General features: G+C 68.5%; 18 protein-coding genes. 9 read left to right on the top strand and 9 right to left on the bottom strand.

Going from position 1 to position 25,812, the window contains the following annotated elements:
* Window positions 1-155: 155 nt before the first annotated feature.
* Both OXU32_09435 and OXU32_09430 read left to right on the top strand, forming a co-directional pair.
* The gene (locus OXU32_09435) at window positions 156-2,240 is read left to right on the top strand and encodes a S9 family peptidase (GenBank protein ID MDE0074170.1); all 2,085 of its coding nucleotides are present in this window, start codon (window positions 156-158) and stop codon (window positions 2,238-2,240) included.
* A 94-nt stretch (window positions 2,241-2,334) separates the two neighbouring features.
* Entirely contained in the window at window positions 2,335-5,364 is a 3,030-nt protein-coding gene (locus OXU32_09430; GenBank protein ID MDE0074169.1) for a hypothetical protein, read from the top strand.
* On the opposite strand, the gene OXU32_09425 is transcribed toward OXU32_09430, so the two are convergent.
* The gene (locus tag OXU32_09425) at window positions 5,321-5,971 is read right to left on the bottom strand and encodes a sigma-70 family RNA polymerase sigma factor (GenBank protein ID MDE0074168.1); all 651 of its coding nucleotides are present in this window, start codon (window positions 5,969-5,971) and stop codon (window positions 5,321-5,323) included. The two genes, OXU32_09430 and OXU32_09425, sit on opposite strands and share 44 nt — an antisense overlap.
* 31 nt (window positions 5,972-6,002) lie before the next feature.
* Window positions 6,003-6,509 (bottom strand): VOC family protein, encoded by a 507-nt coding sequence (locus tag OXU32_09420; protein MDE0074167.1) that lies wholly within the window; start codon window positions 6,507-6,509, stop codon window positions 6,003-6,005.
* Between the two features lie 275 nt (window positions 6,510-6,784).
* Between OXU32_09420 and OXU32_09415 the strand changes: the two genes are divergently transcribed.
* On the top strand, window positions 6,785-8,095 hold the full coding sequence (locus tag OXU32_09415; protein MDE0074166.1) for an MFS transporter: 1,311 nt from the start codon (window positions 6,785-6,787) through the stop codon (window positions 8,093-8,095).
* Window positions 8,096-8,132: 37 nt separating this feature from the next.
* Window positions 8,133-8,561 carry a VOC family protein gene (locus OXU32_09410; GenBank protein ID MDE0074165.1) on the top strand — a complete coding sequence of 143 codons (429 nt, stop codon included), beginning with the start codon at window positions 8,133-8,135 and terminating at the stop codon, window positions 8,559-8,561.
* A gap of 29 nt (window positions 8,562-8,590) precedes the next feature.
* Here OXU32_09410 and OXU32_09405 read toward each other — a convergent pair whose 3' ends face one another.
* The 3 genes from OXU32_09405 to OXU32_09395 form a co-directional block, all read right to left on the bottom strand.
* The gene (locus OXU32_09405) at window positions 8,591-10,141 is read right to left on the bottom strand and encodes a DUF222 domain-containing protein (GenBank protein ID MDE0074164.1); all 1,551 of its coding nucleotides are present in this window, start codon (window positions 10,139-10,141) and stop codon (window positions 8,591-8,593) included.
* Window positions 10,142-10,860: 719 nt separating this feature from the next.
* The gene (locus tag OXU32_09400) at window positions 10,861-12,606 is read right to left on the bottom strand and encodes an ABC transporter permease subunit (GenBank protein ID MDE0074163.1); all 1,746 of its coding nucleotides are present in this window, start codon (window positions 12,604-12,606) and stop codon (window positions 10,861-10,863) included.
* A gap of 2 nt (window positions 12,607-12,608) precedes the next feature.
* Complete coding sequence (locus tag OXU32_09395; protein MDE0074162.1) at window positions 12,609-13,370, bottom strand: ATP-binding cassette domain-containing protein; 762 nt, start codon at window positions 13,368-13,370, stop codon at window positions 12,609-12,611.
* A 214-nt stretch (window positions 13,371-13,584) separates the two neighbouring features.
* On the opposite strand from OXU32_09395, the gene OXU32_09390 reads away from it, so the two are divergent.
* From OXU32_09390 to OXU32_09370, 5 genes are read left to right on the top strand one after another with little or no spacing between them, the layout of a single operon-like run.
* On the top strand, window positions 13,585-14,976 hold the full coding sequence (locus OXU32_09390) for an ergothioneine biosynthesis protein EgtB (GenBank protein MDE0074161.1): 1,392 nt from the start codon (window positions 13,585-13,587) through the stop codon (window positions 14,974-14,976).
* Window positions 14,952-15,917 (top strand): L-histidine N(alpha)-methyltransferase, encoded by a 966-nt coding sequence (gene egtD, locus OXU32_09385; protein ID MDE0074160.1) that lies wholly within the window; start codon window positions 14,952-14,954, stop codon window positions 15,915-15,917. The genes OXU32_09390 and egtD overlap by 25 nt, the downstream gene beginning before the upstream one ends.
* Entirely contained in the window at window positions 15,914-16,879 is a 966-nt protein-coding gene (locus tag OXU32_09380; protein MDE0074159.1) for an N-acetylmuramoyl-L-alanine amidase, read from the top strand. Before egtD ends, OXU32_09380 begins: the two co-directional genes overlap by 4 nt.
* A gap of 34 nt (window positions 16,880-16,913) precedes the next feature.
* On the top strand, window positions 16,914-17,615 hold the full coding sequence (locus OXU32_09375; GenBank protein ID MDE0074158.1) for an SDR family NAD(P)-dependent oxidoreductase: 702 nt from the start codon (window positions 16,914-16,916) through the stop codon (window positions 17,613-17,615).
* Window positions 17,616-17,620: 5 nt separating this feature from the next.
* A complete protein-coding gene (locus tag OXU32_09370) occupies window positions 17,621-18,742 on the top strand; it encodes a DUF3667 domain-containing protein (GenBank protein ID MDE0074157.1) in 1,122 nt (373 codons plus the stop codon).
* A gap of 25 nt (window positions 18,743-18,767) precedes the next feature.
* Here OXU32_09370 and OXU32_09365 read toward each other — a convergent pair whose 3' ends face one another.
* The 4 genes from OXU32_09365 to OXU32_09350 form a co-directional block, all read right to left on the bottom strand.
* Window positions 18,768-20,834 (bottom strand): serine hydrolase, encoded by a 2,067-nt coding sequence (locus OXU32_09365; protein ID MDE0074156.1) that lies wholly within the window; start codon window positions 20,832-20,834, stop codon window positions 18,768-18,770.
* A gap of 167 nt (window positions 20,835-21,001) precedes the next feature.
* Complete coding sequence (locus OXU32_09360; GenBank protein MDE0074155.1) at window positions 21,002-21,226, bottom strand: SelT/SelW/SelH family (seleno)protein; 225 nt, start codon at window positions 21,224-21,226, stop codon at window positions 21,002-21,004.
* A 39-nt stretch (window positions 21,227-21,265) separates the two neighbouring features.
* Window positions 21,266-24,850 (bottom strand): amidohydrolase family protein, encoded by a 3,585-nt coding sequence (locus OXU32_09355; protein MDE0074154.1) that lies wholly within the window; start codon window positions 24,848-24,850, stop codon window positions 21,266-21,268.
* Between the two features lie 175 nt (window positions 24,851-25,025).
* Window positions 25,026-25,559, bottom strand: coding sequence for a hypothetical protein (locus OXU32_09350; GenBank protein ID MDE0074153.1), 534 nt, complete (start codon window positions 25,557-25,559; stop codon window positions 25,026-25,028).
* Window positions 25,560-25,812: the final 253 nt, after the last annotated feature.

Here is a 25,812-nt window from a genome sequence, read left to right as displayed (position 1 = left end):
GGATCGGCAAGGGTGGAGCGGCACTCTCCCGCTTGCAGCCCCGAACCCGCTCCGGGCATATTGCCAACCTCACCCGGGTCTCGGGAGCGTCCCGTCCGACCCGCGTGGCAACGGATCCGCGAGCCGGATCCGATCACCCTTGGCAGGTCGGGAACATGTACGGTCTACGGGTCATTCGGGCTCAGGAAAGCGCGCATCGGGTCGCCGCTCTCGCGCTCTTCCTCATCGCTTTCTCCCTCGGCAGCTCAGCGGTCGCCGCGCAGCAGACGGCCTTCGGCGTCGACGACGCCATCAACCTCACGCGCGTATCGGATCCGCGCATGTCCCCGGACGGGGAGCGGGTGCTGTTCTCGCGCTCCGAGCTGGACTGGGACGAGAACGAGCGCATCACCTCGCTCTGGATCGTAAACGCGGACGGCACCGATGCCCGCCGCTTCACCGGGGAGGACGGCGACTCCGGCGCGCGCTGGTCGCCGGACGGGCGCTGGGTGGCGTTCCTGCGCTCCGCCGGGGACGGCGGGGACCGCACGCGGCAGGTCTTCATCATCCGCACGGACGGCGGGGAGGCGCGGGCGCTTACCGAGCATCCCACCTCGGTGCGCTCCTTCCAGTGGGGGGACGCCAACTCGATCTTCTACCTCGCCAACGACTCGCTTCCCGACGAGGAGGAGGAGCGGCGCGAGGACGGCTACGACGCCATCTTCGTCGACGAGGCCCCCAACGGGCAGACGCGCGGCGAGTGGTCGAGCATCTGGACGATCGCCCTGGACTCCGAGGATGAGGACGACGCCGAGGCGCGGCGGCTCACCACCGGCAACCTGCGCATCGGCCAGTTCGCGGTGGCGCCCGCGGCGGATCGCGTCGCCTACACCTACCGCAGCGAGAACCGGCGCAACGACGGCAATCTCTCCGAGATCGCGCTGCTGGACGTGGCCACGGGCGAGGCCCGCGACCTGACCGACAACGAGGCGCCCGAGAGTTCGCTGGCGTGGTCTCCCGACGGCACACGGCTGGCCTTCGGCGCTCCGGATCTCGAGACCTGGGAGCTCGACCAGGGCAACCTGTACGTCATGGACGTCGAGAGCGGCGACGTGCGCCAGATGGCGGCCGACATGATGATCGACATCCGCGGCACGCCCGAGTGGCATCCATCCGGCGACGCCTTCTACTTCGCGGGGCTCGACCGGACGGTCGCCAACCTCTACCGGCTGAGCGTGGACTCGGGCGAACTGGAGGCGGTCTCGTCGGGCGACGGCATCCTGTCCTCGCCCAGCTTCTCGGCTGACTTCACGCGCTACGCCTTCACGCACAACACGCCCACCTCTGCGGGCGACATCTTCGCCGCCGGCACCGACGGAAGCGCCCCGACCCGCCTCACCGAAGCCAATCCATGGATGGCGGAGAGGCAGCTGGCGGAGCCCGAGGTCGTCCAGTGGACGAGCCGCGACGGGCTCCCCATCGAGGGCATCCTCTACCGCAGCCTCAATCCCGAGGCCCAGTCGCTGGTGCTCGAGATCCACGGGGGCCCGGCGGGCGTCTTCACCCGCGGCTTCGACGCCGACGCGCAGATCCTGGCCGCGGCGGGATACTCGATCATCCAGCCCAACGTGCGCGGCTCGTCCGGCTACGGCGACGAGCTGCTGCGCGGCAACATGAACGACATCGGCGGCGGCGACTACGACGACGTCATGACCGGGGTCGACTACGCGCTTGAGGCCGGTGTCGCCCACGCCGATTCGCTGGCGGTGAAGGGGTGGAGCTACGGCGGCATCCTGGGCGGCTGGACCATCACGCAGACCGACCGCTTCAAGGCAGCGAGCCTGGGCGCGATGGTGTCGGACTGGCAAAGCGAGTTCGGCACCGGCTTCCATTTCGACGTTCTGCGCTGGTACCTGGGCGGCGATCCGTGGTCGAACCGGAACCACTGGCTCGAGCGCTCGGCCTACTCCCACCTCGACCAGGTGACCACCCCGACCATCCTCTTCCACGGCGAGCGGGACCAGACGGACACCATGGCGCAGTCGATGAACTTCTTCGCGGGGCTGACGCACCTGGGCGTCGAGAGCCGCTTCATCCTCTTTCCGCGCGAGGGCCACGGCATCTCCGAGCCCCGGCACCACCGCACACGCCTGGTGGAGGAATTGCGCTGGCTCGAGTTGTATGTGCGCGGCAACCCGGACTGGGAAGCGCCGGAGCGACCCGAGGAAGAAGGGAAGCCACGTCCCGTGACCGATGATTGAACCGGACCCGAAACCCAGAGGTACCCCCATGCGCCGCATGAGATGGACCAGGTTGTCAGTAGTTGTCAGTATATTGTCAGTTGGAGCCCCGATATTGTCAGTTGGGGCCCCGCTGGCCAGCCAGAGCGTTGCCCCGGAGCACTTCTCCGTGATGCAGGCCCGTCCCATCGGGCCCGCGGGTATGAGCGGACGCGTGTCCGACGTCGAGGTGGTGCTCTCGGACCGGAACGTCATCTTCGTCGGCTCCGCGAGCGGTGGGGTGTGGAAGTCCGACGACGGCGGGCACGTGTGGCGGCCCGTCTTCGACGACCAGCCCGTGGGCAGCATCGGCGCCGTGGCCGTCTTCCAGCCAAACCCGGAGATCGTCTGGGCGGGCACCGGGGAGGGGAATCCGCGCAACAGCGCCGGGGTCGGCAACGGCATCTACAAGAGCACCGACGGGGGCGAGAGCTGGACCCACCTGGGACTTGAGGACTCGGGCAAGATCCATCGGGTGCTCACGCATCCGTCCGACCCCGACATCGTCTACGTCGCGGCGCTCGGGCCCACTTGGAGAACGGGCGGCGAGCGCGGGGTCTTCCGCACGCGCGACGGGGGCGAGACCTGGGAGGCGGTCCTGCAGTCGAACAACCGCAGCGGCGCGGGCGAGCTGATCATGGATCCGGTGAACCCGGACAAGCTCTTCGCGGCGCTCTGGGAGCATCAGCGCTGGCCGTGGGCCTTCGAGTCGGGCGGGCCCGGCAGCGGACTCCACGTGACCCGCGACGGCGGCGACACCTGGACGCAGCTCACCGAGGACGACGGGCTGCCGGCGGGCAACCTCGGCCGCATCGGGCTGGCGATCCCGGCAGAGCACCCCTCGGTGGTGTACGCGCTGGTGGAGGCCGAGCGGAGCGAGCTGCTGCGCTCCGATGACGGCGGCCGCAACTGGAGGACCATCTCCGACGCGCCCGGAGTGGCGCCCCGGCCGTTCTACTACGCGGATCTGCGCGCCCATCCTTCCAACGAAAACCGCATCTATTCGCTGCACGGTGCCGTGACGGTGTCCGAGGACGCGGGCCGCACGTTCACCACCGTGGTGCCCAGCGCGATCATCCACGGCGATATCCACGAGCTCTGGATCGATCCCGACGACCCGAGCCGGATGATCCTGGGCAACGACGGGGGCATCGCGTTCACCTACGACCGCGGAAGGAACTGGCGCTTCGTGGAGAACCTTCCGTTCGCCCAGTTCTACCACATCGAGGTCGACAACGAGATCCCGTTCAACGTCTACGGAGGCCTTCAGGACAACGGCTCGTGGTGGGGGCCTTCGGACGTCTGGGGCGGGCGCGGGGTCATGAACGCCCACTGGCACCGGGTGGTTAGCGGCGACGGCTTCGTGGCGGCGCCGGATCCGAGCGATGCGCGCTACGGGTATTCGTCGTCGCAGCGCGGCAACCTGCAGCGCTTCGACAGGGTCACGGGCCAGCGCAAGGCCATCCGCCCCGCGCATCCCGAGGGCGAGACGCTCCGCTTCCACTGGAACGCGGCCTTCGCCACCGATCCCTTCGACTCGACCACGATCTACATCGGCAGCCAGTTCGTGCACCAGAGCCGCGACCAGGGCTCGAGCTGGGAGATCATCTCGGGCGACCTGACCACCGACGACCCGTCCAAGCAGCAGGCGCACCTGAGCGGCGGGCTCACCATCGACGCCTCGGGCGCCGAGGAGCACACGACCCTCCTGACCATCGCGCCGAGCGCCCTGGAGGAGGGGCTGATCTGGGTGGGAAGCGACGACGGACGGGTGCACGTGACCCGCGACGGCGGCATTTCGTGGACCAGCCTCGAGGAAAACGTCCCGGGTGTGCCCGAGGCTACCTGGATCCCGCACATCGAGGCCGGCAAGCACGATCCCGGCACGGCGTACATGGTCTACGACGACCACCGGCGCGGCAGTTGGACGCCCTACGTCTACCGCACGGAGGACTACGGGGCATCGTGGCAGTCGATAGCGAGCGACGACATCTTCGGCTTCGTGCACGTCATCGAGGAGGACCCGGAGGAGCCCAACCTGCTCTTCGTGGGGAGCGAGTTCGGGCTGTTCGTGAGCCTGGACCGCGGGGCGAGCTGGTGGAAACATCCAGGCGTGCCCCCCACCCCGGTGCGCGACATCGTGGTGCATCCGCGCGACGGCGATCTGGCGCTGGGGACGCACGGGCGCGCGGCGCTGGTGGTGGACGACGTGCGTCCGCTGAGGGCGCTGGCGGCCGATGCGACCGTGGCCGCGCGGCCGGTGGAGGTCATGCCGGTCGCGCCCGTGCGCCAGCACACCCAGTCGGAGGGGATGGGGCTCACGGGATACCGTTCGGTGGGCCACACCATGTTCATCGGACCCAGGCGGCCGTACGGCGCGCTGATTCACTACTGGCTGGCGCCGGGCGAGATGGTGGCGAGCGCCGAGGTGCAGATCGCCGACGGGGGCGGGGTGGTGGTGCGGACGCTCATGGGCACGACCGACCCGGGGCTCAACCGGGTGGTGTGGGACCTGCGCGACGAGAGCGAGGGCGGGGGCATCGAGGTGATGCCGGGTACCTATTCGGTGCGGGTCAACGCCGGCGCCGGTTCGGGAGCGCAGACGCTGGACGTGATCCCCGACCACCGCTTCCCCTACGATCCGGAGGCGCGCGCGGCCAAGATCGCGGCGCGCAGGGAGGTGGCCGGCTGGATCACCACCGCGAACGAGGCGCAGGACCGCCTGGAGCGAGCCCTCGAAGGGCTGGACGTGGTGTTCGCCACCCTGGCGGACGACGACGCCCTGAGCGGCGAGGGCCGCACCGTGTCCGAGGTCGTGCGCGGGCTGCTGGAGCTCCACTTCACCGGCCCCGAGTGCCAGGGCGGCTGCGGCGGTCAGGCGACCGTGCGCCAAGTGCAGGCCGCCGCCGGCCCCCTCGCCAGCTCTTGGGACGCCCCCACCCCCAACGAGCTTCAGGCGATGAACAACGCCCTGACCGCACTCCAGACCATTCTGGACGACGTCAACGCCGTGTTCCAGGGCGACGTGGCGCGCTTCCGTCAGCGGCTGGAGGCTGTGGGGTTTACGCTGTTTCCGCCGGAGGGGCCGCTGAGGCTGATGCGGTAGGGGGGGACGACGCGGTTCGCGGCAGCATCCCCATCACCCGGCCTCGGCGGTCCATCTCGAACTCACAGCAGGCGAGCAGCCGCCGCTTCAGTTCTGCGCGCGCCCGCTGGACACGCGATTTCATGCCCGAGACGCTGAGTCCGAGACGGCGCGCCGCCTCTGTCTGGCTGAGGCCCTGGAACGAGGTGAGGAGGAGGGCTTCAGCCTGTTTCGGCGACAGATCGAGGATGAATGGCATCAGGCACGCCTCGACTCGTCGCCGCTCCGCTTTCGACTCCTCCTCCGCCGTGGTCGGAGCCAAGGATGCGGTCGGAGCCGAGGATGCGGCTTCGGCATGGGCCTGTACCAGGGCCCGCGACTCGACGGCGCGTCGCCGGTAGTGATCCGTGATGGAATTGGCGGCGACCCGATACGCCCAGGCGAGCGGGTTGCGGGCCTGTTCCAGACGCTCCTTGTTCTCGAGCAGCCGCAGCAGGATGTCGCTCGTGACATCGTCGGTCCAGACGGGGTCGACGCGGCCGGCCACGTAGCCACGCAGCCGACTCTGGAACTCGGACCAGCGCAGTCCCTCATCGGCATCGCCTGCCGTGCTCGGACCTCGGTTCATTCCGTGGGATCCGCCAACCGGGCCATCGCGATCAGGCGTCACAACATGCCGGCGCGGAGACTTCGGCCGAGCCGGCACAGCAAGCTTCTGTCGCGGGTTCGGCAGGCGCGGCAGCGGTGAGAGTGGCTGCTTCCGCCACCTTGCCATCGCAGCAGGCCGGGGCCTCACCGACGTCTGGAGCATCGTCGGTGATCACGTACCACTCCCAGCGCAGTCCCTGGGGTTCATCGGACCAGACCTTGGTCTGCTCGGCGTGACAGCAGACGGCCTGTTCCTCGGTCTCGGCGAGAATGTCGGCCGCTGCCAGTCGGGAACCCGCCTCCTGCACACGAGCGGCGTCGAATACTTCTACGCCGAGGTGGTTGATGCGCTCCGGCGCGTCGGTGTTCTCGAACAGGACAAGTTTCAGCGGCGGCTCATCGAGGGCGAAGTTGGCGTATCCGGGGCGGCGCTTGTGGGGCGAGGCGCCGAAGAGCTTGCCGTAGTAGTCGACGGCTTCGTCGATGTCGCGCACGTTGAGGGCGAGTTGGATTCGCATGGTGCGTTCTCCCTGAAGTTCGTGTCGGCAATGATGTCGCGCGGTCCGGCGCGCTTCGCCGGTTGGGTTCTGACTGAATAGACGCACGAACCGGCGAAAGGACGCAACCGGCCCGTCGACCCGTGGCGGTCCGAGCCGCACGGCCTCCGAGGCGCCATTGCCAGCCGGGCGCCCGCCGCTCTCGGTGTACGGGCGGATTCATCCACCGACTGCTAGGCTTGATGCGCTCAGGACCGACTGAAACCGGACACATGCCCAGGAGGGGCGTCACCAGAATGGCCCGAATCGCCGGCCGCACGCGCATCGCCACGCCGCGCGCCTGGAGCACCCTCATTCTGCTGGCGGTGGCTGAACTTATGGGGATGTCGCTCTGGTTCACCGCCAGTGCGCTGTCGCCGGAGCTGGCAGCGCAGTGGGGGCTGAGCGAGGCTCAGGCGGGGTGGCTGACCACGGTCGTGCAACTGGGGTTCGTCGCCGGGACGGCGGTCGCGGCGTTCCTCAACCTCGCGGACATCTTTCCGGCGGCCCGCTACTTCTGTGTCTCGGCCCTGCTGGGTGCGACCGTGAACGCGCTGGTGCTCGTCGCGCCGGGGTATGAGTCGGCGCTGGCTCTGCGGTTCCTCACAGGCTTCTTCCTGGCGGGGGTCTATCCGCCGGCGATGAAGATGATCGCGACCTGGTTCCGGGACGCGCGCGGTTTCGCCATCGGCACGATCGTAGGGGCGCTGACGGTGGGGAAGGCGGTCCCGTACCTGCTGACTTCGGTCGAGGGCGGGGGTGCGGCACTGGTGCTCGCGGGCGCGTCGCTGGCCTGCGCGGCAAGCGGACTGCTGGTGCTGGCGACGTATCGCGATGGGCCCCACGGTTTCGAACGCCGCCCCTTCTCGTGGCGGCTGGCGGGGGTGGTGGTCCGTCACCGCGAGACCCGGCTCGCCATCGCGGGCTACCTGGGGCACATGTGGGAACTCTACCCGATGTGGGCCACGATCGCGCTCTTCTTCGGCGACTACTTCGCCGGTGTTGGGGGGCTTGCCGCGGCTGGCGGAGGTTTCCCCGGCGTGGGCGATCTCACCAGTACGGGCGCGGGCGATCTCACCGGCGCGGCCGCGGGCGCAGTCTCCGCCGCGGGGTTGGCGGGGGTGGCGGGGTTCGGCGCGATCGCCATCGGCGGGGTGGGGGCGGTGCTGGCGGGCACCTGGGCCGACCGCCTGGGCCGCGAGCGCGTAACCATCTGGTCGATGGCGGTGAGCGGGGCCTGCGCGGCCGTGATGGGCTGGCTCCTCGCCGCTCCACTCTGGCTGGTCGCGGTGGTCGCGGGGGTGTGGGGGTTCGCCGTGGTCGCGGACAGCGCACAGTTCAGCGCGGTGGTCACCGAGGTGGCGCCCCGGCACGCGGTCGGCACCGCCCTGACCCTCCAGACTTCACTCGGCTTCCTGCTCACCGCCGCCACCATCTGGATGACGGTCGAACTCGAGATCCGCTTCGGCTGGCGCGTCGCCTTCGGAGTCTTGGCGCTGGGACCGTGGGCAGGTATCGTGGCGATGCGCCGGCTGCAACGGCTGCGCGCTGACTCGACGCGACGTTGAACGCGCCCGTCAGACACCTCTGCGCAGGAGAACCCCCATGAAGAATCCCCCGGAAGGCTGGCCGAGAATCACGCCCGCCGTCTTCTACGATGACGCCGCAGCCGCGATCGACTGGCTGACCAGCGTCTTCGGATTCACCGTTCGCGTCCGAGTCGAGAACGACGAGGAGCAGATCGTCCACTCGCAGCTTGCGATGAACGGCGGCCTCATCATGGTCGGGCAGGCGGGCCTGACGCCGGGCCGCACCTACCCCCGATCTCCACAGGCCGCGGGCGGCGCCAACACCCAGGCGCTGTGCGTGTTCGTAGACGATGCCGACGCCCACTGCGCGCATGCCCGTGAAGCCGGAGCCGCCATCACGACCGAGCCCGCGACCCAGGACTACGGCGAGGGCTACTGGACGGAACGCACCTACGAAGCCCGTGACCCCGAGGGGCATCACTGGTGGTTCCTGCAGCGCCTGTGAGGTTTCCTTTACGGACCTATAGCGCGTCCCTATAGCGTCTCCTCCACGGCCTCCCGCGCCGCGGCCTCGATCGCCCAGGGAACATCGGAGTCTCGATACCGAGCGGCTCCGTTGGAGAACGGACTCGAGGCAACCGCCGGGAGGCTCGCTCGAGCGCCCGACCCGATCATCCCGGTCGCTTCCGGGGCATCCGCCATCGCTCGCCCTTTGCGCGTGAAGAACAGCGCCAGCCCGGCGCGGTCCGTGCATACCCTCACCCGCCCCTCGTGGACGGCCCTGTGATGGCGCCGGCAAAGGAGCAGAAGATTGCTCAGCCTGGTCTCGCCTCCATCAGCCCAGTGCCTGACGTGATGCGCGTCGGTGAAGCGGCTGGCGCACCCCGGAAAGCGGCAGCCGCGGTCACGCTCTTCGAGGGCACGGCGGATATGGGGCGGAACCGTGCGCGTCTTTCGGCCGACGCTGAGCACCTGTCCTCCTGCGCGCGGTCCGCGGGTTGCCACGTCACCCGGCGTCGGCGTCTTCCCATGCACCGCTTCAGGCTTGCCATGCAGCGCTTCAGGCTTGCCGTGCACCATCTCGACGACCGCTGCATCGCACGCCATGCGCCTCGAAGTTTCCGCGGCAACGCGCACGCCGTCGAGGTCCGAACGGCCGGGCTCGCCCTCTTCGGCCAGCGTCGCCGCTTCGGTATGGATCACGACCTGATACCGCTCCGCGCGCGTACCCGATTCATCCGTACCCTCTTCGGAGTCTTCACCAAACCCCGCCGCCAGCGCCCGCTCGGCCACGAGCCCGGCGGCATCCGCCCGGCGCTGCTTTGGCGTGGGAGCCGCATCCCAAGCCCTTGCTCCCTCGCGCGCTGAAGCCTCGGTGCCCATCCGACTCTCAGCGCGTCCGTCCTGCCGCACTTCCTCCCCGACACGCTCCTCCCGCCGATAAAGCGCGTCTCCCGCGGCTTCCAGAGCCCGCCTCAGGACCGCCCCGACCTCCGGCTCGAGCCGGCCCCTGACGACATACATCCCGTCTCCGTCCACGAAGACCGAGAGAGCCCGGTTGCGGTGCCGCACCTGCTCGGCCGTCAATTCCCCCTCGCGCGACAGCTGTTTCCACATCCGCACCCTCTGTTCAAGCCTCGCCGCCGATGCCGTCCTCGCGAACTCGAGCAGCTTCGATTCGCTCTCCGGCGTTGCCACGCGCGTGATCGCGCGCACCTTGGCATACGATAGCCGGCCCCTTCTGAGCGCTTCCGCGGTACGAGGAAGGTCCTCCAACGCCCGCGCAGCTCGAACCCGCTCGCGCGCTGGCCCGATCTTGATGCCGGTCCGCCAGGCAAGCCACTCGGCACAGGACCCGAAGTCGTCCTTCCATCCGCCCCGGCGATCGAAGTTGGCGAGTAGCGCCATCATCCGTCCTTCAGCGGCATTGATGCTCGCCGCAAGATCCGCGATGCGCTCACCCAACTGATGGAGTTCATCGTGCTCATCGGATGGCGAAGCCCCGTCCGCGGAAGATGTGGAACTGCTTCCATCGACAATCACTTCGCGCTTCCACGGGTCGTTTTCGCGGGTCGTTGCGGGCATGATCACGGGATTGCTCCTTGATTGGGGATACCCTCGTCACATGGATAAATATAACGGGAGCATATTCGACTCTCTCAGATGCCCTCAGAGAGCAAATGTCGACTCCCCGGATCATTTGCGGAGGAGATTGCGGCTCAGGCGCCTGCGGAGGCCTTTGTAGCGCGTCTGACGACTATCCCAGCGAGGATCTCGGATGGTATCGACTCGTGGCTCCAGAATCCGTCAATGGTAAAATGGGACTATCAGATGTAAATTGGGGACATTCCCGCTTGTACTCCTTTCACGGGGAGGGATGGTCTTCAAGGAATCGCGAGCGGACCGTCTTCGAGACTGTGAACGGAGCGTCTCTCCAAGGCGACAGTTGCGAACGGAGCGTCCCAGGGAGGCTGGAACCGAGGTTCGTGTTTCAAGCGAAGCTGTGAACGGAGCGTCCTCGGTTCGACGCCGGTCACCGCACGGCACGATGTAGTCCCACGCCGACCGGACCACTCGGCTTGCGGTGGGGACGCCCGCCGGGAACCAGCAAGCTGATCGAGTGCCGAAAATCTCCGCGGAAACTTTTTACGCGTCGCGACAGGCCGTCCCCGAGCCACCGCCCGTCGCCAACCGGCGTTCACCCACCGAGCGGACCACCGGGCTATCGATGGGGACGCCTGCCGGAAACCGGCAAGCTGACGTCTGCCGTGAACTCCGACGCCCTTTCCGCGCCGCCCCCGCGCTCACTCCACCGTCACCCCTCCCGGCGCCACCCGCTTCTCCGCCAGACCGAGGGCCCCGTCGACCAGGAGGGCGAGCGCGGCGGCGGGGATTGCGCCCGACAGGATCATGCGCGTGTCCGAGAGGGCCAGCCCGGCCACGATGGGGTCGCCGAGTCCGCCGGCGCCGATGAACGCGGCGATGGTAGCGGTGCCTACGTTGATCACGGCCGCGGTGCGGAGGCCGGCCATGATCACCGGGGCCGCGAGCGGGAGGCGCACGTGCCTGAGCAGTTGCGCGGGAGTCATGCCCAGCGCGCGCGCAGCGTCGACCGCTGCCGGGTTGGCGTCGCGCACGCCCGTGTAGGTGTTGCGCAAGATCGGGAAGAGGGAGTAGAGGAAGAGGGCGAACACGGCCGGGACGACCCCGATCCCCAGCGCGGGGATCATGAAGGCGAGCAGGGCGAGGCTGGGGATGGTCTGTACCAGGCCGATGGTGCGGATTACGCCTTCCGCCCCTCCCGCGACCCGCACGAGCATCAACCCCGCGGGAATGGCGAGCAGCGCGGCGGCCGCGAGGGAGATGATCACCAGCACGATGTGGCGGCGCGCATGGCCCAGGATGTCGGTGCGATTCTGCCACATGTATGACGCGAAGCCGACGACCGGGCTCCGGGCGGACTCGGCGGCCGTGGCTGCTTCCCGCTCCGACTCCCGAGCCGGGGCCGATTCCGCCAGGTCCGATTCCACGGCTTCTTCCGCATCCGGGACCACCAGCCCCAGCTCCGCCAGGGCATCACGGGCGATTTCGGCCACGGGGTCACCGTCCGATTCGGCGCGTCGGTTCCACTCGCGCACGCGCTCCTCGTCGAGCAGGCCGGAGAGTTCGCTCAACGCGGCGATCGCGTCCGGTCGCCGGCGCCAGAAATCCCCGTTGACGAGCCCGGCGGCCTCGTAGGGTGGGAAGAAACTACGGTCGTCCTCGAGGACCACGAGGTCGTAGCGCGCGATCAACCCATCCGTCGAGTACCCGTCGATGACGTCGACCCCGGACTCGACCAGCGCCTCGTACTTGACCGCCTGCAGCAGCGGCAGGACCTCGGCCGCCTCGAAGCCATAGGCGGCGCGGAGTCCCGGAAGCCCATCGGAGCGCCCGATGAAGTCCGGCGTGAAGCCCGCGCGGAGCCCGCCGGCCTCGCGCGCCAGATCGCTCAGCGTGGCGAGCCCCAATTCCTCCGCGGTCTCGCGGCGCACGGCGATGGCATAGGTGTTCTCGAATCCGAGCGGCGCGAGCCAGCGCGCGTCCCATCGCTCGCGAAAGGAGCCCGCCACATGACGATAGACGGCTTCGGCATCGGCCTGCATTTCCTCTCCGAGGATGGCCGCGAGGGCTGTGCCCGTGTACTCGGGATAGATGTCGATGGCGCCCTCGCGCAGCGCTCCGAAGGCGATTTCAGTAGCCCCGAGGCCGAAGCGCCGATCGACGGCGATGCCGCGGGCCTCCAGGAGCTGAGCGAAGATCTCGGCCAGGATGTAGGACTCGGCGAAGGGCTTGGAGGCGATGATGACGGGCGTGCCCTCGTCCTGGGAGGATTGGGCGGCCCGCGTCTGTAGCGCGGGCTGGCTGACGGGCGCCGCCTTGCTGGCAAATGCCGTGGGATTGCCGGCCAGTGCCGGGGGCTGGCGGGCGTGTGATGCGGGGCTCGGCCGCGTGGCCAGGGCTCCCCCGAGTAGAGCGACCACGACCAACAGCAGCATCACGCGTCCCATGCTCACCCGACTCCCGCCCGCTTGAGCAGCTCTTCCACGTAGCCATGCGCCGGCGCGCTCAGCAATTCCTCCGGCCGTCCCACCTGCATGAGGGCGCCGCCCTTCATGACCGCGATCTCATCCGCCAGTTCCACGGCTTCGTGGAGGTCGTGGGTGACCAGGAGCGACGTTACCCCCATCCCCGCGCGCAGGTTGTGGAAGCTCCGCCGCAGTTCGCTGCGCGTGATGGCGTCCAGGGCGCCGAAGGGCTCGTCCAGCAGGATGATCTCCGGGCTGCCCGCCAGCGCCCGCGCGATCGCCACGCGCTGGCGCTGGCCTCCCGAGAGGTCCCGGGGCCAGCGGTCGCCGAAGCGCGACGGGGGCAACCCCACCCGATCCAGCGCCGCGCGGGCCCGTTCCCCGGCATCCTCTTCCGCTCGCAGCCAGGGGACCAGCGCCACATTGCGGAGCACCGACCAGTGCGGCAACAACCCGCCCTCCTGTTGCACGTAGCCGATGCCCCGGCGCAGAGCCACCGGATCGAAGGACGCGACGGGTCGACCACCGACATCCACGGAACCCGCGTCCGGTCTGACCATTGCGTTGAAGCAGCGGAGCAGCGTCGTCTTCCCGGAACCGCTCTCACCCACAAGCGCGACGCACGATCCCTGCGCCACATCCAGCGAAACCCGATCGAGCGCGATTGTGGTGCCATAGCGTTTCACGACTTCGTGAGCGCGCAGGGCTGGCTCGTCGGAGTGCGCGGCTGGACGTCCCTCGGTCACGCGCCGACGCCCGCAGGATCAGGACTACGTCCGGCACCGGCTTGCATTCGCGTCCCGCAGCCGCACCTTATGGTTCGGCACTCTCCAGGACCATCTGGGCGTTGTCTCAACGACGGACGCAAGGAGTCGAATCCATCAAAGGGGTTGCATCCCATTCCGCGCATCCTCTCCGGCACGGGCGCTCCATGGTAGCCGGGAAGCGAGGTCCCGGACAATGACGGCCCCCGCCCTCCGGCTTGGGCTGCTGCGCGATCGTCTGTGCGAAGCCCGTAACCGTACCCTCGAACTGGTTGCTCCGTTGAGCGACTCCGACGTGACGCGGCAGCACGATCCGCTCATGTCGCCCATCGTCTGGGATCTGGGCCACATCGCGCACTTCGAGGAGGTGTGGCTGCTCGAGAACATCGACGGCACCGGCTCCGGGGCCGAGGGGCTGCGCGGCATCTACGACGCGTTCCGCCATCCGCGCGCCACGCGCGACCGGCTGCCGCTCCCGGACCGGGCCACCTGCCTCGCCTACCTGGCCGACGTGCGCCGCGCGGTGCTCCAAAGGATGGACAGGATCGGCCCGCGCGCCGATACCCCGCTCCTCCGCGGGGCCTACGTCTTCAACATGGTGCTGCAGCACGAGTACCAGCACAACGAGACCATCCTGCAGACGCTGCAGTTGATGGAGGGGGAGCCGTATGCGGGAATCGGAGGAAAGCCGTATGCGGGAATCGGAGGAAAGCCGTATGCGGGAATCGGAGGAAAGCCGTATGCGGGACTGGGAGAGAATCGGTGTGGGATGGGGCAGGTGAATGAGCCGCGGACCGGCGACATGGTCCATTTCCCGGGCGGCGATGTCTTCGTCGGCACCGACGACCGGTCGCAGGCCTACGACAACGAGCGCCCGCGCACCCGCCTGCGGGTGGAACCCTTCCGCATCGACCGCCATCCCGTCGACAACGCCGCCTTCATGGACTTCATCGCGGCGGGCGGCTACCGGACCGACGGGCACTGGAGCAAGGCCGGGCTCGCGTGGCGCGCCCGGGAGCGTGCGGAAGCCCCTCTCTTCTGGTTCCGGCGGGACGGCGTGTGGTGGACCCGCGCGATGGGCAGCGAAGTGCCTGTCGACCCCGCACTTCCGGTCTGCCATGTCTCCTGGTACGAGGCCGACGCGTTCGCGCGCCGGGCCGGGAAGCGCCTGCCCACCGAAGCCGAGTGGGAGGTTGCCGCGAGCTGGGATCCGGTCCGCGAGCGCGCCGTTCTCTACCCCTGGGGCGATGAACCCGCCACGCCAACGCACGCCAACCTGGACGCCGTCCGCTCCGGACCGGCCCGGCCGGGGAGCCATCCCGGCAACGTCTCGCCGCTCGGCTGCTACGGAATGATCGGCGACGTATGGGAATGGACTGCGTCCCGCTTCCTTCCCTATCCGGGATTCCAGGCCTTCCCGTACCCGGAATACTCGGAGGTCTTCTTCGGGGACGAATACCGGGTGCTGCGCGGCGGGTCCTGGGCCACCCGCCCGGGTGCCATCCGGAACACCTTCCGCAACTGGGACTTCCCCCAGCGCCGGCAGATCTTCTCGGGGTTCAGGTGCGCGAGCGACGCGAAGAGCTAGACGAGCTGGCGCGCGGTCTGGCGCGCACGCCGAAGACCGTCTCGTCGCGCTACTTCTACGACGAGCGCGGCTCGGCGCTCTTCGAGGCCATCACCCGGCTTCCCGAGTACTATCTCACCCGCGCCGAACGGCGGATTCTGACGCGCATCGCGCCAGCACTCGTCGAGGAGGTGCAACCGCGCGCGCTGGTCGAGTTCGGAGCCGGGAGCGCGCGCAAGACCCGGATCCTGCTCAGCGCGATGACAGAGGGGGGAAGGGCCGCCGTCTACATTCCGGTCGATGTCAGCGAGGATTTCCTGTTCGACACGGCGCGCGGGCTCCGCGACGAATACCCCACGCTGAAGGTGTGCCCGGAGGTGGCGGACATGACGCGTGGCCTCCGGCCTGCGGTTCGGCCGCCGGCGCCCTGCATCTACGCGCTTCTGGGAAGCACGATCGGCAACTTCACCCATGAGGAGGCGGTGCGCATGATCGCCGGGTTGAGTTCGGGGATGCGCGACGGGGACGTGTTCCTGCTGGGCGCGGATCTCCAGCCGGGCCCCGGCAAGTCGCTCGAGTCGCTCGAGGCGGCGTACAACGACGCCGCGGGAGTGACCGTGGAGTTCAACCGCAATCTGCTGCGGGTGCTCAACGCCCGTTTCGGCACCGATTTCGACCCTTCGCGCTTTCGCCACCGCGCCTGGTATGATGCCGGCAATACGCGCATCGAGATGCACTTGGAGGCCCTCTCGGCGCATGCGGTGGCCTTGCCCGGCGGTCCGGTGATATGCTTTCGGGAAGGTGAGACGCTGCGCACCGAGATCAGTTGCAAGTACGACCGGGCGGCGGTCAGTTCGCTGCTGCGGCAGGCGGGTCTCGAGATGGTGCGCTGGTGGACGGACGAAGGGTGTCGATTCGCGCTGGCGCTGGGCGCCGTGACCTCGGGAGGAGGCTCTCCGTGAAGAAGATCGGGTTGGTGGGTGTCGGGATGTTCGCGCTGATCGTGTTGACGAGAATGTTCTTCGGGGGCGAGGCCGCGGCTGCGGGAGCGGCTGCTGCGGACCGGGTCGAGCCGACCCACGAGGTCACCGCGCCAACCCCGGAGACGGAGGCTGCGGCCCCGGCCGGCGCGGCTCCGAACGGGCCGGCGGCCAGCAACGCACCCGCGGCCATCCCGCCGACCGCCGCGGTCTCGACGTCCCCGATCGTGCAGGAAGCCCAAGAGGTCCCGCCCCAGGAAGCTCCCCGCCGCTGGCGCCGCTGGCGGAACTACAACCGCTATCCCGGCCCCATTCCCACCCCGGAGGAGTGGCGCGCCCCCGACGGCCCGGTGCGGATCGCCCTGCAGGTCGGTCACTGGCGAACCGATGAGGCTCCCCGCGAGCTGTCGGGACTGCGGCGCAACGGGGCCAACTGGAACGGGCTGGCCGAGTGGGAGGTCAACCTCGAGATCGCGCGCCACGCCGGCGCCATGCTGGAAGAACTGGGCTACATGGTCGACATCCTTCCCGCCGTGGTGCCCCCCGACTATCGCGCCCACCTCTTCATCGCCATCCATGCCGACGCGAGCAACGACCCCGGCACGACCGGCTACCGGGTGGCGGCCCCAAGCCGCGACGCCACCGGCCGCGCCTCCGACTTCGTCGACCTGCTCAACCGGAAATACGGCGAGGTGACCGGCATCAGGCGCCTCCCGACCGTGACCCGGCGCATGCGCAACTACTACGCCTTCAACTTCCGCCGCTACGAACACGCCCTGCATCCCATGACCATCGCGGTGATCATCGAAACCGGCTTCCTCACCAGTGCCGCCGACCGCGAAGTCATCGTGTCACAGCCCGACCTGGTCGCACGCGGGATCGTCGAGGGCGTCATTGAGTTCCCCATCACGCCCCCGCCCGGACGGGCCGCGGGGTCGCCCTGATCCGCCATCCCTCCAATCCAGCGCCGAGACACCCATGGAACTCAACAATGCCGTCGCGCTGATCACCGGCGGGTCCGAGGGGATCGGCCGTGCCATCGCCGAGGCGCTGATCGCGGAGGGCGCGATCGTTACCATTACCGGCCGCCGGAAGGACTTCCTGCAACTGACCGCCGAGGAAACCGGGGCGGACTGGATCGCGGGCGACGTGAGCGTCGAGGCGGACGCCGTGCACACCGTGAGCGAGGTGATCAGGAAGCACGGCCACCTCGACATCCTCGTCAACAACGCCGGCTTCGGCCTCTTCAAGCCGCTGGTGGACATGACCCTCGAGGAGCTCGAGAGGGTCTATCGCACCAACGTCTTCGGGGCCTTCCTGATGGCGCGCGAGGCCGCCCGTCACTTCATCGATCGGGGAAGCGGCGAGCTGATCAACATCGCGTCGACGTCGGGGCTCCGGGGGAGCGGCGGACGCACCGCCTACGCCTCGTCCAAGTTCGCGCTGCGCGGCATGACCGAGTGCTGGCGCGATGAACTCCGCCGCCACGACATCCGGGTCACGCTCGTCAATCCGAGCGAGGTCATGACCAACTTCGCCGCCAAGGCGGGCGTCGAGCGCGAGCGCTCCGACAAGAAGCTCACGCCCAGGGAGATCGCCAGCGCGGTGGTGGGCGCGCTCAAGGTGGATTCCCGCGGCTTCGTGCCCGAACTGGCGGTGTTCGCGACGAATCCGTTCTGAGCGTCTTGACGGGAATCTGCCCCAACTGCGGGTCCGGCCGGCCGGACCGCTTCTGTAGCCACTACGGCCAGAACGACCGCGACTACATGCGCGGCCTCTGGTCGGTGGCGTACGAGTTCTTCCGCGAGATGTTCGAGCTGGATTCGAGGCTCTTCCGCACCCTCAAGTCCCTGCTCTTCAAGCCCGGACACCTTTCGAGCGAGTTCTCGCGCAACCGCCGAGCCGCCTACATGTCGCCGGTCCGGCTCTACCTCTTCATCAGCTTCGTGTTCTTCCTGGTGCTGTCGATTTCAGCGGGGGGATGGCTGCGGAATCTGGATCTCTCGGATGCGGATGTGCAGATGGGCGGTGACGACGATCCCGTGGCAGCGGACAGCGCCCTCGCGGTGACGGACAGCGTGCTGGCCGTGGTGGACAGCGCGCTCGCCGATCGCGGGCTTCCGGCCGGACTCGGGTTGGGTGCGCTTGTGGACAGCGTGCTTGCGGATAGCACGCTGACGGCGGACACACGAGCCGACAGTGCGGTTGGCCAGGCGATCGATCCCGTCCAGCTCGAGGTCCTCAAGGCCCGCCTGCTGCCCGAACACGCGCGCAAGGTCGATGACATCATGGGCCGACCCGGCGATCCGGCCGCGAAGCAAGTGGTCCGCGGCCTCGCCGGATCGGCGGATCCGGACGAGAGCGCCAGCGGCGTGCCCGGATGGCTCATCCGCTACGGGCGGGGCCTCCTGATCGACCTCTTTCACGACCCCCGGGCCTTCCTGCAGGAGGCCATCGGCAACCTGCCCATCGCGATGTTCTTTCTGCTCCCGGTGTTCGCCATGATCCTCGGGGTCTGCTACTTGCGCAGGAAGAGGTTCTTCGTCGAGCACCTGGTGTTCGGCATGCACATCCACACCTTCGTGTTTCTGATGCTGGCCGCCGCGCTGCTCGTGCCCGGCGAAGGGGCCGGCAACTGGGTGCAGCTTTTCCTTGTCGTCGTTTCCCCGCTCTATGTCCTGATCGCCATGCGCAGGTTCTACGGCGAGGGATGGGGCCGGACGCTGGTCAAGGGGTTCGTGGTGTGGAACCTGTACTCGTTCGTGCTCTTCCCGGGCCTCGCGCTGGCGCTCTTCATCAGAACCTGACGTCGCGCCTCCCGCGATAGTATCATCACCGCACCCGCCCGAAGCGCACGTCGCGTGTCCTCCCGTTCGACAGGTAGAACCCGATCACCTGGCCGTTGCGGTCGCGCTCGAAGCGGAAGGTGAAGCCGCCGCCGGAGAACGTGTCCGGCTGGCCCGGCTCGAGCGTCGCGTCGTCCAGCCGGCGCTGCTTCATGACCAGTTCGGCGTCCTCCAGAACGATCTCGAAGAACGTCTCGATCTCCTCGCTGAAGTAGCGGCCCTCGAAGTCGGCCAGCGCCTCGGGATCGCCGGCCTCCTCCGCGCCGGGCACGCGCGTCCCGGGATGGAGACCGTTCTGGTCCAGCGTCATGCGGCTCACGCTGCCGTCTTCGCTTCGGTGGAAGACGATGGTCGCGGACACGCGCTCGATGGCGAACGTGGTGTCGGAGGTCGGCACCATCGCGAGCCGGGGCTGTCCGGTGGGTTCCGCGTAGAAGGTGTCGTCTTCGCGGGTGAAGGTGAGGATGAAGGCGGGCGTCTCGTCGAGCGCGTAGCGGCCGGCGAGGTCGTCGAAATCCTCGGGGTCGTAGTCGGCGGGATCGAAGGCGTCCTCACCCGCTTCCTCCGCCACGGCATCCTCCGGCTTCATCGCGTCCGCGAAGAACGCTTCGGCCAGCTCGTACGCGACCGCGCTGTTGAAGCCCGCATGGTTGCTCTGGGTGGTGATGCCGGCGTTGATCTCCGGGTACCAGGCCAGCATCGAGCGGTGCGCTACGTCGGCGCCTCCGTGCGACACCCGCCTGAGGCCGCGCTGCTCGTCGACGGAGAGGCCGTAGCCGTAGCCGGTTTCCTCGCCGCCGGAAAGGACGTAGGACGTCATCATTTCCTCGAAGATCTCCGCGCTGCCGATCCGCGGATTCGCGTAGTTCTCCACCCAGGTCTGCAGATCGTCCAGCGTGGAGTACATGCCGCCGGCTCCCGCCGCGCCACCCAGGTCGCCGATCTGCAGGAAGCCGTCGGGCCCGGGCGTGTAGCCCTCCGACATCTCCGGGACGATGTGAATGGGTGATGGACGGACCAGGGTGCGGGTCATCCCCAGCGGCTCGAAGACGTTGTTGCGCATGAACGTGGGGAAGTCCTGGCCCGAGGTGCGCTCGACGATGACCGCGGCCAGCCCGAAGGCGGTGTTGTTGTAGTTCCACTCGGCGCCGGGCTCGTTCTGGAGCGCGGGCTGGCGCTGGACGATGTCGATGATCTCGGATCGGTCGATCCAGTCGCCTCGGTCGAGGCGCCGCCCGGTCATGCGCGTCAGGTTCAGGAACTCGCGCAGCCCGGAGGTATGCGTGATGAGATGGCGTACGGTGACGGTGTGGTCGAACTCGGGCAGCTCCGGGATGTGCTTGCGGATGTCGTCGTCCAGCGAGAGCAGTCCGCGCTCGGCCTGCAGCATGATGGCGAAGGCGGTGAACTGCTTGGAGGTCGAGCCGATGTTGGTGCGCGTGTTGGTGGCGAACGGGATGCCGTAGCCGAGGTTGGCCATGCCGTAGGCCCTGGAGAAGAGCGTCTCGCCGTCGCGCCAGACCTGAACGGCCGCCCCGGGGGATTCCTCGCCCTCGTATCGGGACATGAGTTGGTCGGTGAGCTTCTCCGGGTCGGTTTCGAGCGGCTCGAGGCGAAGCAGGGTGATGGTGTAGTCACCCGATTCGCCCTCCGCGGGGGTCAGCTCGACCGTGTACGCGCCGGCTTCCGGCGGACGCACCGCGAAGCGCTCTGCGCCGCGGCCCGGTCCGGAAGAGTTCCCCCAGGGCGTCTCTCCGTCCGATCCGAGCACCCGCACGTCGATGTCCGCGGAAACCTGATCGACCTCGCCGAGCACGAAGTAGTCTTCCCCGGCCTCGAAGGTGTAGCGCGCGGTGTCGCCCTCGGAGAGGGAGCCGGACAGGGTGCGGCAGACGGAGAGGGCGGTTTGGGCGGAGAGGTCGCCCGCGAAGAGCAGCACGCTGACCGTGACCGCCACGAACGGTAGCGAAACCGCGATGGCGCGAAGGGTGAAGGCGGCGCGCAGGACACTGCGGCGGGGGGAGCTCAGGATCATTTCGGGCTGTTCACGCATGGATGCTTCTCGGGAAGGGTCTGGATCTTTGGCATCAGGCAAACCATAACAACCACCATGGAAACTACCATCGACAAGGCGGGCCGCCTGGTTTTGCCCAAGGCGGTTCGCGAGGCAAGCCGGTTGTACCCCGGGACCCGCGTGCGATTCCGAGTGCGGGATCGTCGTTACGCTTCTTCGATCGCCGATACGACCTCCTCGTGGGTCGGGTGGCGGCCGCTGGCGGCCTTCGAGTACACCAGTCGGCCGTCGGCGATGACCTCGAACCGGCCGCCGCCGGACGGGATCATCTCGATGTCGACGCCGTGGAATCGCTTCCTGAGAGTGGCCGCCAAACTGACGGCTTTGGGCTTGTAGTTTCAAGCGGTGCAGTATTCGATGGATACGCGCATATGGCGCCTCCCTGTTGTTCGGTGAGTAGTGTCATCCTGCTAAGGCAGCAGCCTCGCCGGCGGTGCGCTACCCGGCGGCTCCACTCGCCACCACCATTGGGTGGGCAGGGGGCGCCGGCGCGGCCACACCTCGGTAAGGGTGGCGGCCTCGTAGAGACGGCCGTTCTTCATCACGTACTCTATGTCGGTCGTGTTGTGCAGGTCGTCAAGGGGGTTGGAGTTCAGCACCTGCAGATCGGCGAGCTTGCCGGGCTCGATGGAGCCGATGTCGCCCGCGAGCCCGATCGCGTCCGCGCTCATGAGCGTGGCCATGCGCAGCGCGTCGTGATTCTCCATGCCCCCGGACGCCATCATCCAGAGCTCCCAGTGGGTGCCGAGGCCCTGCACCTCGCCGTGCGAGCCCAGTCCGGCCTGCCCGCCCGCGTCCATCCACTTCTTCAGCTGCTCCGCCTGCTGGAAGTGAGGGTACTGGTCGGTGCGATACCAGGTGGTGGTTTTCCACTTGTCGAGTTCGTCGTGCGGTGTGAAGTAGCGGAGCCGCTCGGCCTCGTCGACGCTCACGCTGGTAAGGTAGAGCTGCCGACCCGACGGCCCGCCGTAGGCCACGATCAGGGTCGGCGTGTAGACCATCCCGCTGAAGGCACCCAGTTCGACCACGTCCCGGTAGAAGGGGCTGATGGGGAGCGAGTGCTCGAGGCCGGCATAGCCGTCCTGGGCGAGCGTCAGGTTCATGGTGAAGTTCGAGCCGCCCTCGGTGGTGGGCGTGAGGCCGAGTTCGCGCGCGGCCATGATGACCCACTGACGCACCTTGCGGTCACCGGCCAGGTACTGCTTGATCGTCTGCGTGTTGAAGTGATCGGCGTAGCGCCGCAGCACGTCGCGGGCTTCGTCGAGGCTCGAGATACGGTCCGCGCTGAAGACGCCCGGGCCGGTCGAGTAGAGACGCGGGCCGATGAGTTCCCCGGCTTCCATGAGATCGCTGTAGGCAAGGATGTCCTCGGTCGAGGTCTGCGGGTCGCGCTGGGTGGTGACCCCGTACGCGAGTTGCGCGAGGAACTGCGACACCTGGCTCCGATGCACGCCCCAGGCCACCCAGGTGTGGGCGTGGATGTCGACGAGTCCCGGAAGAATGGTCTTGCCGGACATGTCGCGGACCTCGGCGCCGTCGGGGATGGCGACGCTGCCGGAACCGCCCACGGCGGTGATGCGGTTGTCCTCGATGAGGATGTCGCCCCGCTGGATCACCTCCTCGCCGCGCATGGTGATAAGGCGGGCGTTGGTGAGGGCCAGGGCCCCACGCGGTTTGTCCTTTGCGAGGGTGATGTTGATGTCGTAGCGGGCGGCGGTGTAGGCGGGGGTGGAGTCTTCCTCGTCCCCGGCTTCCGCCCCTTCCTCATCCGTCTCCCGGGCTCCGGGTTCCTCCTCGGGCTCATCTTCCACTTCCTCCGCGCGTGCCGCGGTCAGTGAATCCGCGATCAGCGCATCCGCCGCGGTGACGTCGTACTCGAAGAAGGAGCGCCCGATCGAGTAGTAGGCGGCGCCGCCGTCGTGTCTCCAGCCCACGAAATCGCCGCCCACCTTTGTGAGGCGACGCGTCGGCACCGTGGTGGAGCCGGCCACGGACACGGTGGCCGGATTCCCGCCCACGGGTGGCACGGTGATGAGGAAGACGTTGCGGTTGGCGCGCACGATGGCTCGGCGACCGTCCGGGGCAAGCACCACCTCGTCCGGGGTGGCGCTTCCGCCGGGGCCGGGGGAGGGGGCGGTGACCCTGACGATGGTGCGCACGTCGGTGCCGTCGTAGCGCATCGAGAGGAGCCCCTCGGAGCCCGCCCAGATGTAGATCCGCTCCGGATCCGGGCCGAAATGGGGCGTGTTGCGGCTCTGCTGCGTCGTGCTCGCGCCCACCCACGTGATGCGGGTGGCCTCTCCGCCGTCGGCGGGCAGCCAGATGTACTCCATCTCCGATGCGCGATGATGGCGCCCGAAGTCCTCGAGGGTGCGCATGCGGTGCATCATCGAGCCGCGCGCGGCGAGCAGGCGGGTGCCGTCGCCGGAATAGGCCAGCTTGTCGTAGAAGGCGGAAGCGCGGGTGAGGCGTTCCGGCTCGCCTCCCTCCGGCGTGATGCGCCAGATGTCTCCGCCGGTCGAGTCGTTCCAGGTGACGTAGGCGATGTGGCGGCCGTCCGGCGACCACACCGGGCCGTGCTCGACGTCCGTGGCGGTGGTGAGGCGGCGCGCCCCGGCGATGTCGGGGTGTTGGCTGGTCTGCGGGTGCTCCACGTCGGGCAGATCGGTGATCCAGAGGCGGTCGAGCGCCGCGAAGGCCAGTCGGCGGCCGTCCGGCGAGGGACGCGCCCCCCGGATTTGTGAGACCGTCATGGTGGAGTCGTTGATGGGGTAGTCGAACTTGACCAGCGGCCCGAGGTCCTGCTGGACGCGCGCCCGGAAGGGGATCTCGCTGGCCTCGCCGGACGGCACTTCCACGCGCATGATCCGGCCGCCGTAGCTGGTGATGAGTGCCCGCGAGTCCGGGGTGAAGGCCGAGTTGGGATAGACGTCCCGATCTCGCATGCCGCCGCCCTGCGAGTCGTCGCGCTGCACGTCCGTGACCAGCCAGCTGTCACCGCCGGTCTCCAGGTCCAGCAGCTTCAGCGCCTCGAGCGCGTCCCAGCGGGTCGCGTACACCACCCAGCGTCCGTCGCGGCTCGGAACCGGACGGAAGGCGCCCTCGTGCTCGTGTGTTCTTACATGCACGCGCCCGGTCTCGCGGTCGAGCAGGGCGAGCTGGAAGGGCCCCACCTGGCGCGCCGAACTGCGCCCGGTGGCGTGGTCGGGACCGAACTCGAGCACCTCGCCGGAGTTTATGAGGCTCTGCCGGCTCACCGTCTCGAACCCGCCCGCGACCTCGCCGCGAACATTCACCCACAGGTAGCGCGGGTCGGCGTCGAAGGCCGCGCCCAGGTGGGCGGGCGGCGCGGGCTCCCCGTCCTCCCGGTGCCCGGTCATCTGCACGCCCGAGCCCCCGTCCCGGTGGTACAGCCAGAGCTGCGTGCCCTTGTTGGCGATCACGTACTCGCCGTCCGGCGTCCACACCGGCGACATGTAGCTCTCGCGCTCGGTGTCGGTGAGCTGGCGCGCCCCGCTCCCGTCCGCGCCCGCGATCCAGATGTTCTCCGAGCCGTCGCGGTCGCTCACGAAGACGAGCATCGAGCCGTCCGGGGAGTAGCGCGGCTGCATGTCGTACGCCTGTCCGCTGGTAATGCGCGTCGCGTCGCCACCCGTGACGGGGAGGGTGTACAGGTCGCCGAGCAGCTCGAAAGCGATCGTCTCCCCGTCCGGCGACAGATCCAGCGAGATCCACGTACCCTCGTCGGTGGTGAAGTCCAGGGTGCGCGTGGGAATGAGCGGCAGCGAGTTGGTGCGACGCGCTTCCGCGGCGGAACTGTCGTTCTGCTCGGTGGTCTGGGCGGCCGCGGGGTGGGGCTGCGCGGCCGCGGCGAGCAGGGTGGTGAGAGCGGCCAGGGTGGTCGCGGCGGCGAGTACGCTTACGCGCACCGTCGCGGTCGCGTGAGCGGGACTGGTCGCGTCGGCGATTGCGGTCGCGGGACGATAGGAGTTCATGGCGGCACCCGGTTGCGGGGGAGGGAAGGGTACTCCCGCCACGGTAGTGCGCCGAGGGGTGGGGGGCTACCACCAGGGAAGGATGACTCGCCAACCGCATAGGACCGCGGCGGTCACTCCCAGGCGGACCACGGCGAGAGTCCTGGGGCCGCCGTGAAGTGTGTTGGCGCCAGCGCTAGGCGGCGGCGTTCCCTCCATGGACGTGGACCCGAAAATCCTCCCGCAGGTCCTGAAGCGAGCGATTCACGCCTCTGAGTTCACCTCGGAGTTCCGCGAGACCCTCACCGACCGCGACCATCCCCTGGCGGTTGGTGGCGATTTCGGCACCGAGCCTGTCCCCCAGACTCTGGATGTCGCGACTCAGATCCTCGCGTAGCCCTCCGATTCTGCCATCGATCCGGCCGGTGAGATCGTCGCGCAGGTCTCCGGTCTTACCATCGATCCGGCCGGTGAGATCGTGGCGCAGGGCTCCGATCCTGCCATGGAGATCGTCACGGAGGCCATCGATCTTCCCATCGAGGTCGCCCCGGACCGCACCGATGTCACGGCTCAGATCGCTGCGTAGCCCGGCAATGCTGTCTCCGATCCTGTCGTGAGCGATCCGGTTCTCCCGTCGCATCCTTTCGAGAACCCGCCACCCCAACGTCAACACGGTAGTCAACGTGACGACGACCGTTCCCGCCATGCTGACCGGCTGCCACCACTCCATGTCTCCTCCGCCTGTGGTTCGGCGCTCACCGAGCAACCACTCGATCAAGGTACAGACGACTCACAGGAGGCGGCAATCAGTCGCCTCCGTAGCGCTTCAACGGTGCGCGCGATCGTCCGTAAGACCCGATTGCCTCCGACCTGTCCGTTGATCGCCGCGAAGCATCCCGGGAAGTATCGGCGGATCGGACGGGCGACTGAATGGCTCGATGGGATTGATTTTTGTAAGCGATTGGCACTGATTGGTTTATATC

The sequence above is a fragment of the Gammaproteobacteria bacterium genome (assembly GCA_028819075.1).
Lineage (GTDB): Bacteria > Gemmatimonadota > Gemmatimonadetes > Longimicrobiales > Gaopeijiaceae > BD2-11.
The sequence above is the reverse complement of the archived record's forward strand: the minus strand, read 5'-3'. Positions and strand labels throughout refer to the sequence as shown.

Bases quoted from the DNA above. Each gene is read 5' to 3' on its own strand.
- OXU32_09435 (MDE0074170.1), top strand. From the start codon at position 156: ATGTACGGTCTACGGGTCATTCGGGCTCAGGAAAGCGCGCATCGGGTC.
- OXU32_09425 (MDE0074168.1), bottom strand. From the start codon at position 5,971: ATGAACCGAGGTCCGAGCACGGCAGGCGATGCCGATGAGGGACTGCGC.
- OXU32_09420 (MDE0074167.1), bottom strand. From the start codon at position 6,509: ATGCGAATCCAACTCGCCCTCAACGTGCGCGACATCGACGAAGCCGTC.
- OXU32_09415 (MDE0074166.1), top strand. From the start codon at position 6,785: ATGGCCCGAATCGCCGGCCGCACGCGCATCGCCACGCCGCGCGCCTGG.
- OXU32_09410 (MDE0074165.1), top strand. From the start codon at position 8,133: ATGAAGAATCCCCCGGAAGGCTGGCCGAGAATCACGCCCGCCGTCTTC.
- OXU32_09405 (MDE0074164.1), bottom strand. From the start codon at position 10,141: ATGCCCGCAACGACCCGCGAAAACGACCCGTGGAAGCGCGAAGTGATT.
- OXU32_09400 (MDE0074163.1), bottom strand. From the start codon at position 12,606: ATGGGACGCGTGATGCTGCTGTTGGTCGTGGTCGCTCTACTCGGGGGA.
- OXU32_09390 (MDE0074161.1), top strand. From the start codon at position 13,585: ATGACGGCCCCCGCCCTCCGGCTTGGGCTGCTGCGCGATCGTCTGTGC.
- OXU32_09375 (MDE0074158.1), top strand. From the start codon at position 16,914: ATGGAACTCAACAATGCCGTCGCGCTGATCACCGGCGGGTCCGAGGGG.
- OXU32_09365 (MDE0074156.1), bottom strand. From the start codon at position 20,834: ATGCGTGAACAGCCCGAAATGATCCTGAGCTCCCCCCGCCGCAGTGTC.
- OXU32_09355 (MDE0074154.1), bottom strand. From the start codon at position 24,850: ATGAACTCCTATCGTCCCGCGACCGCAATCGCCGACGCGACCAGTCCC.
- OXU32_09350 (MDE0074153.1), bottom strand. From the start codon at position 25,559: ATGGAGTGGTGGCAGCCGGTCAGCATGGCGGGAACGGTCGTCGTCACG.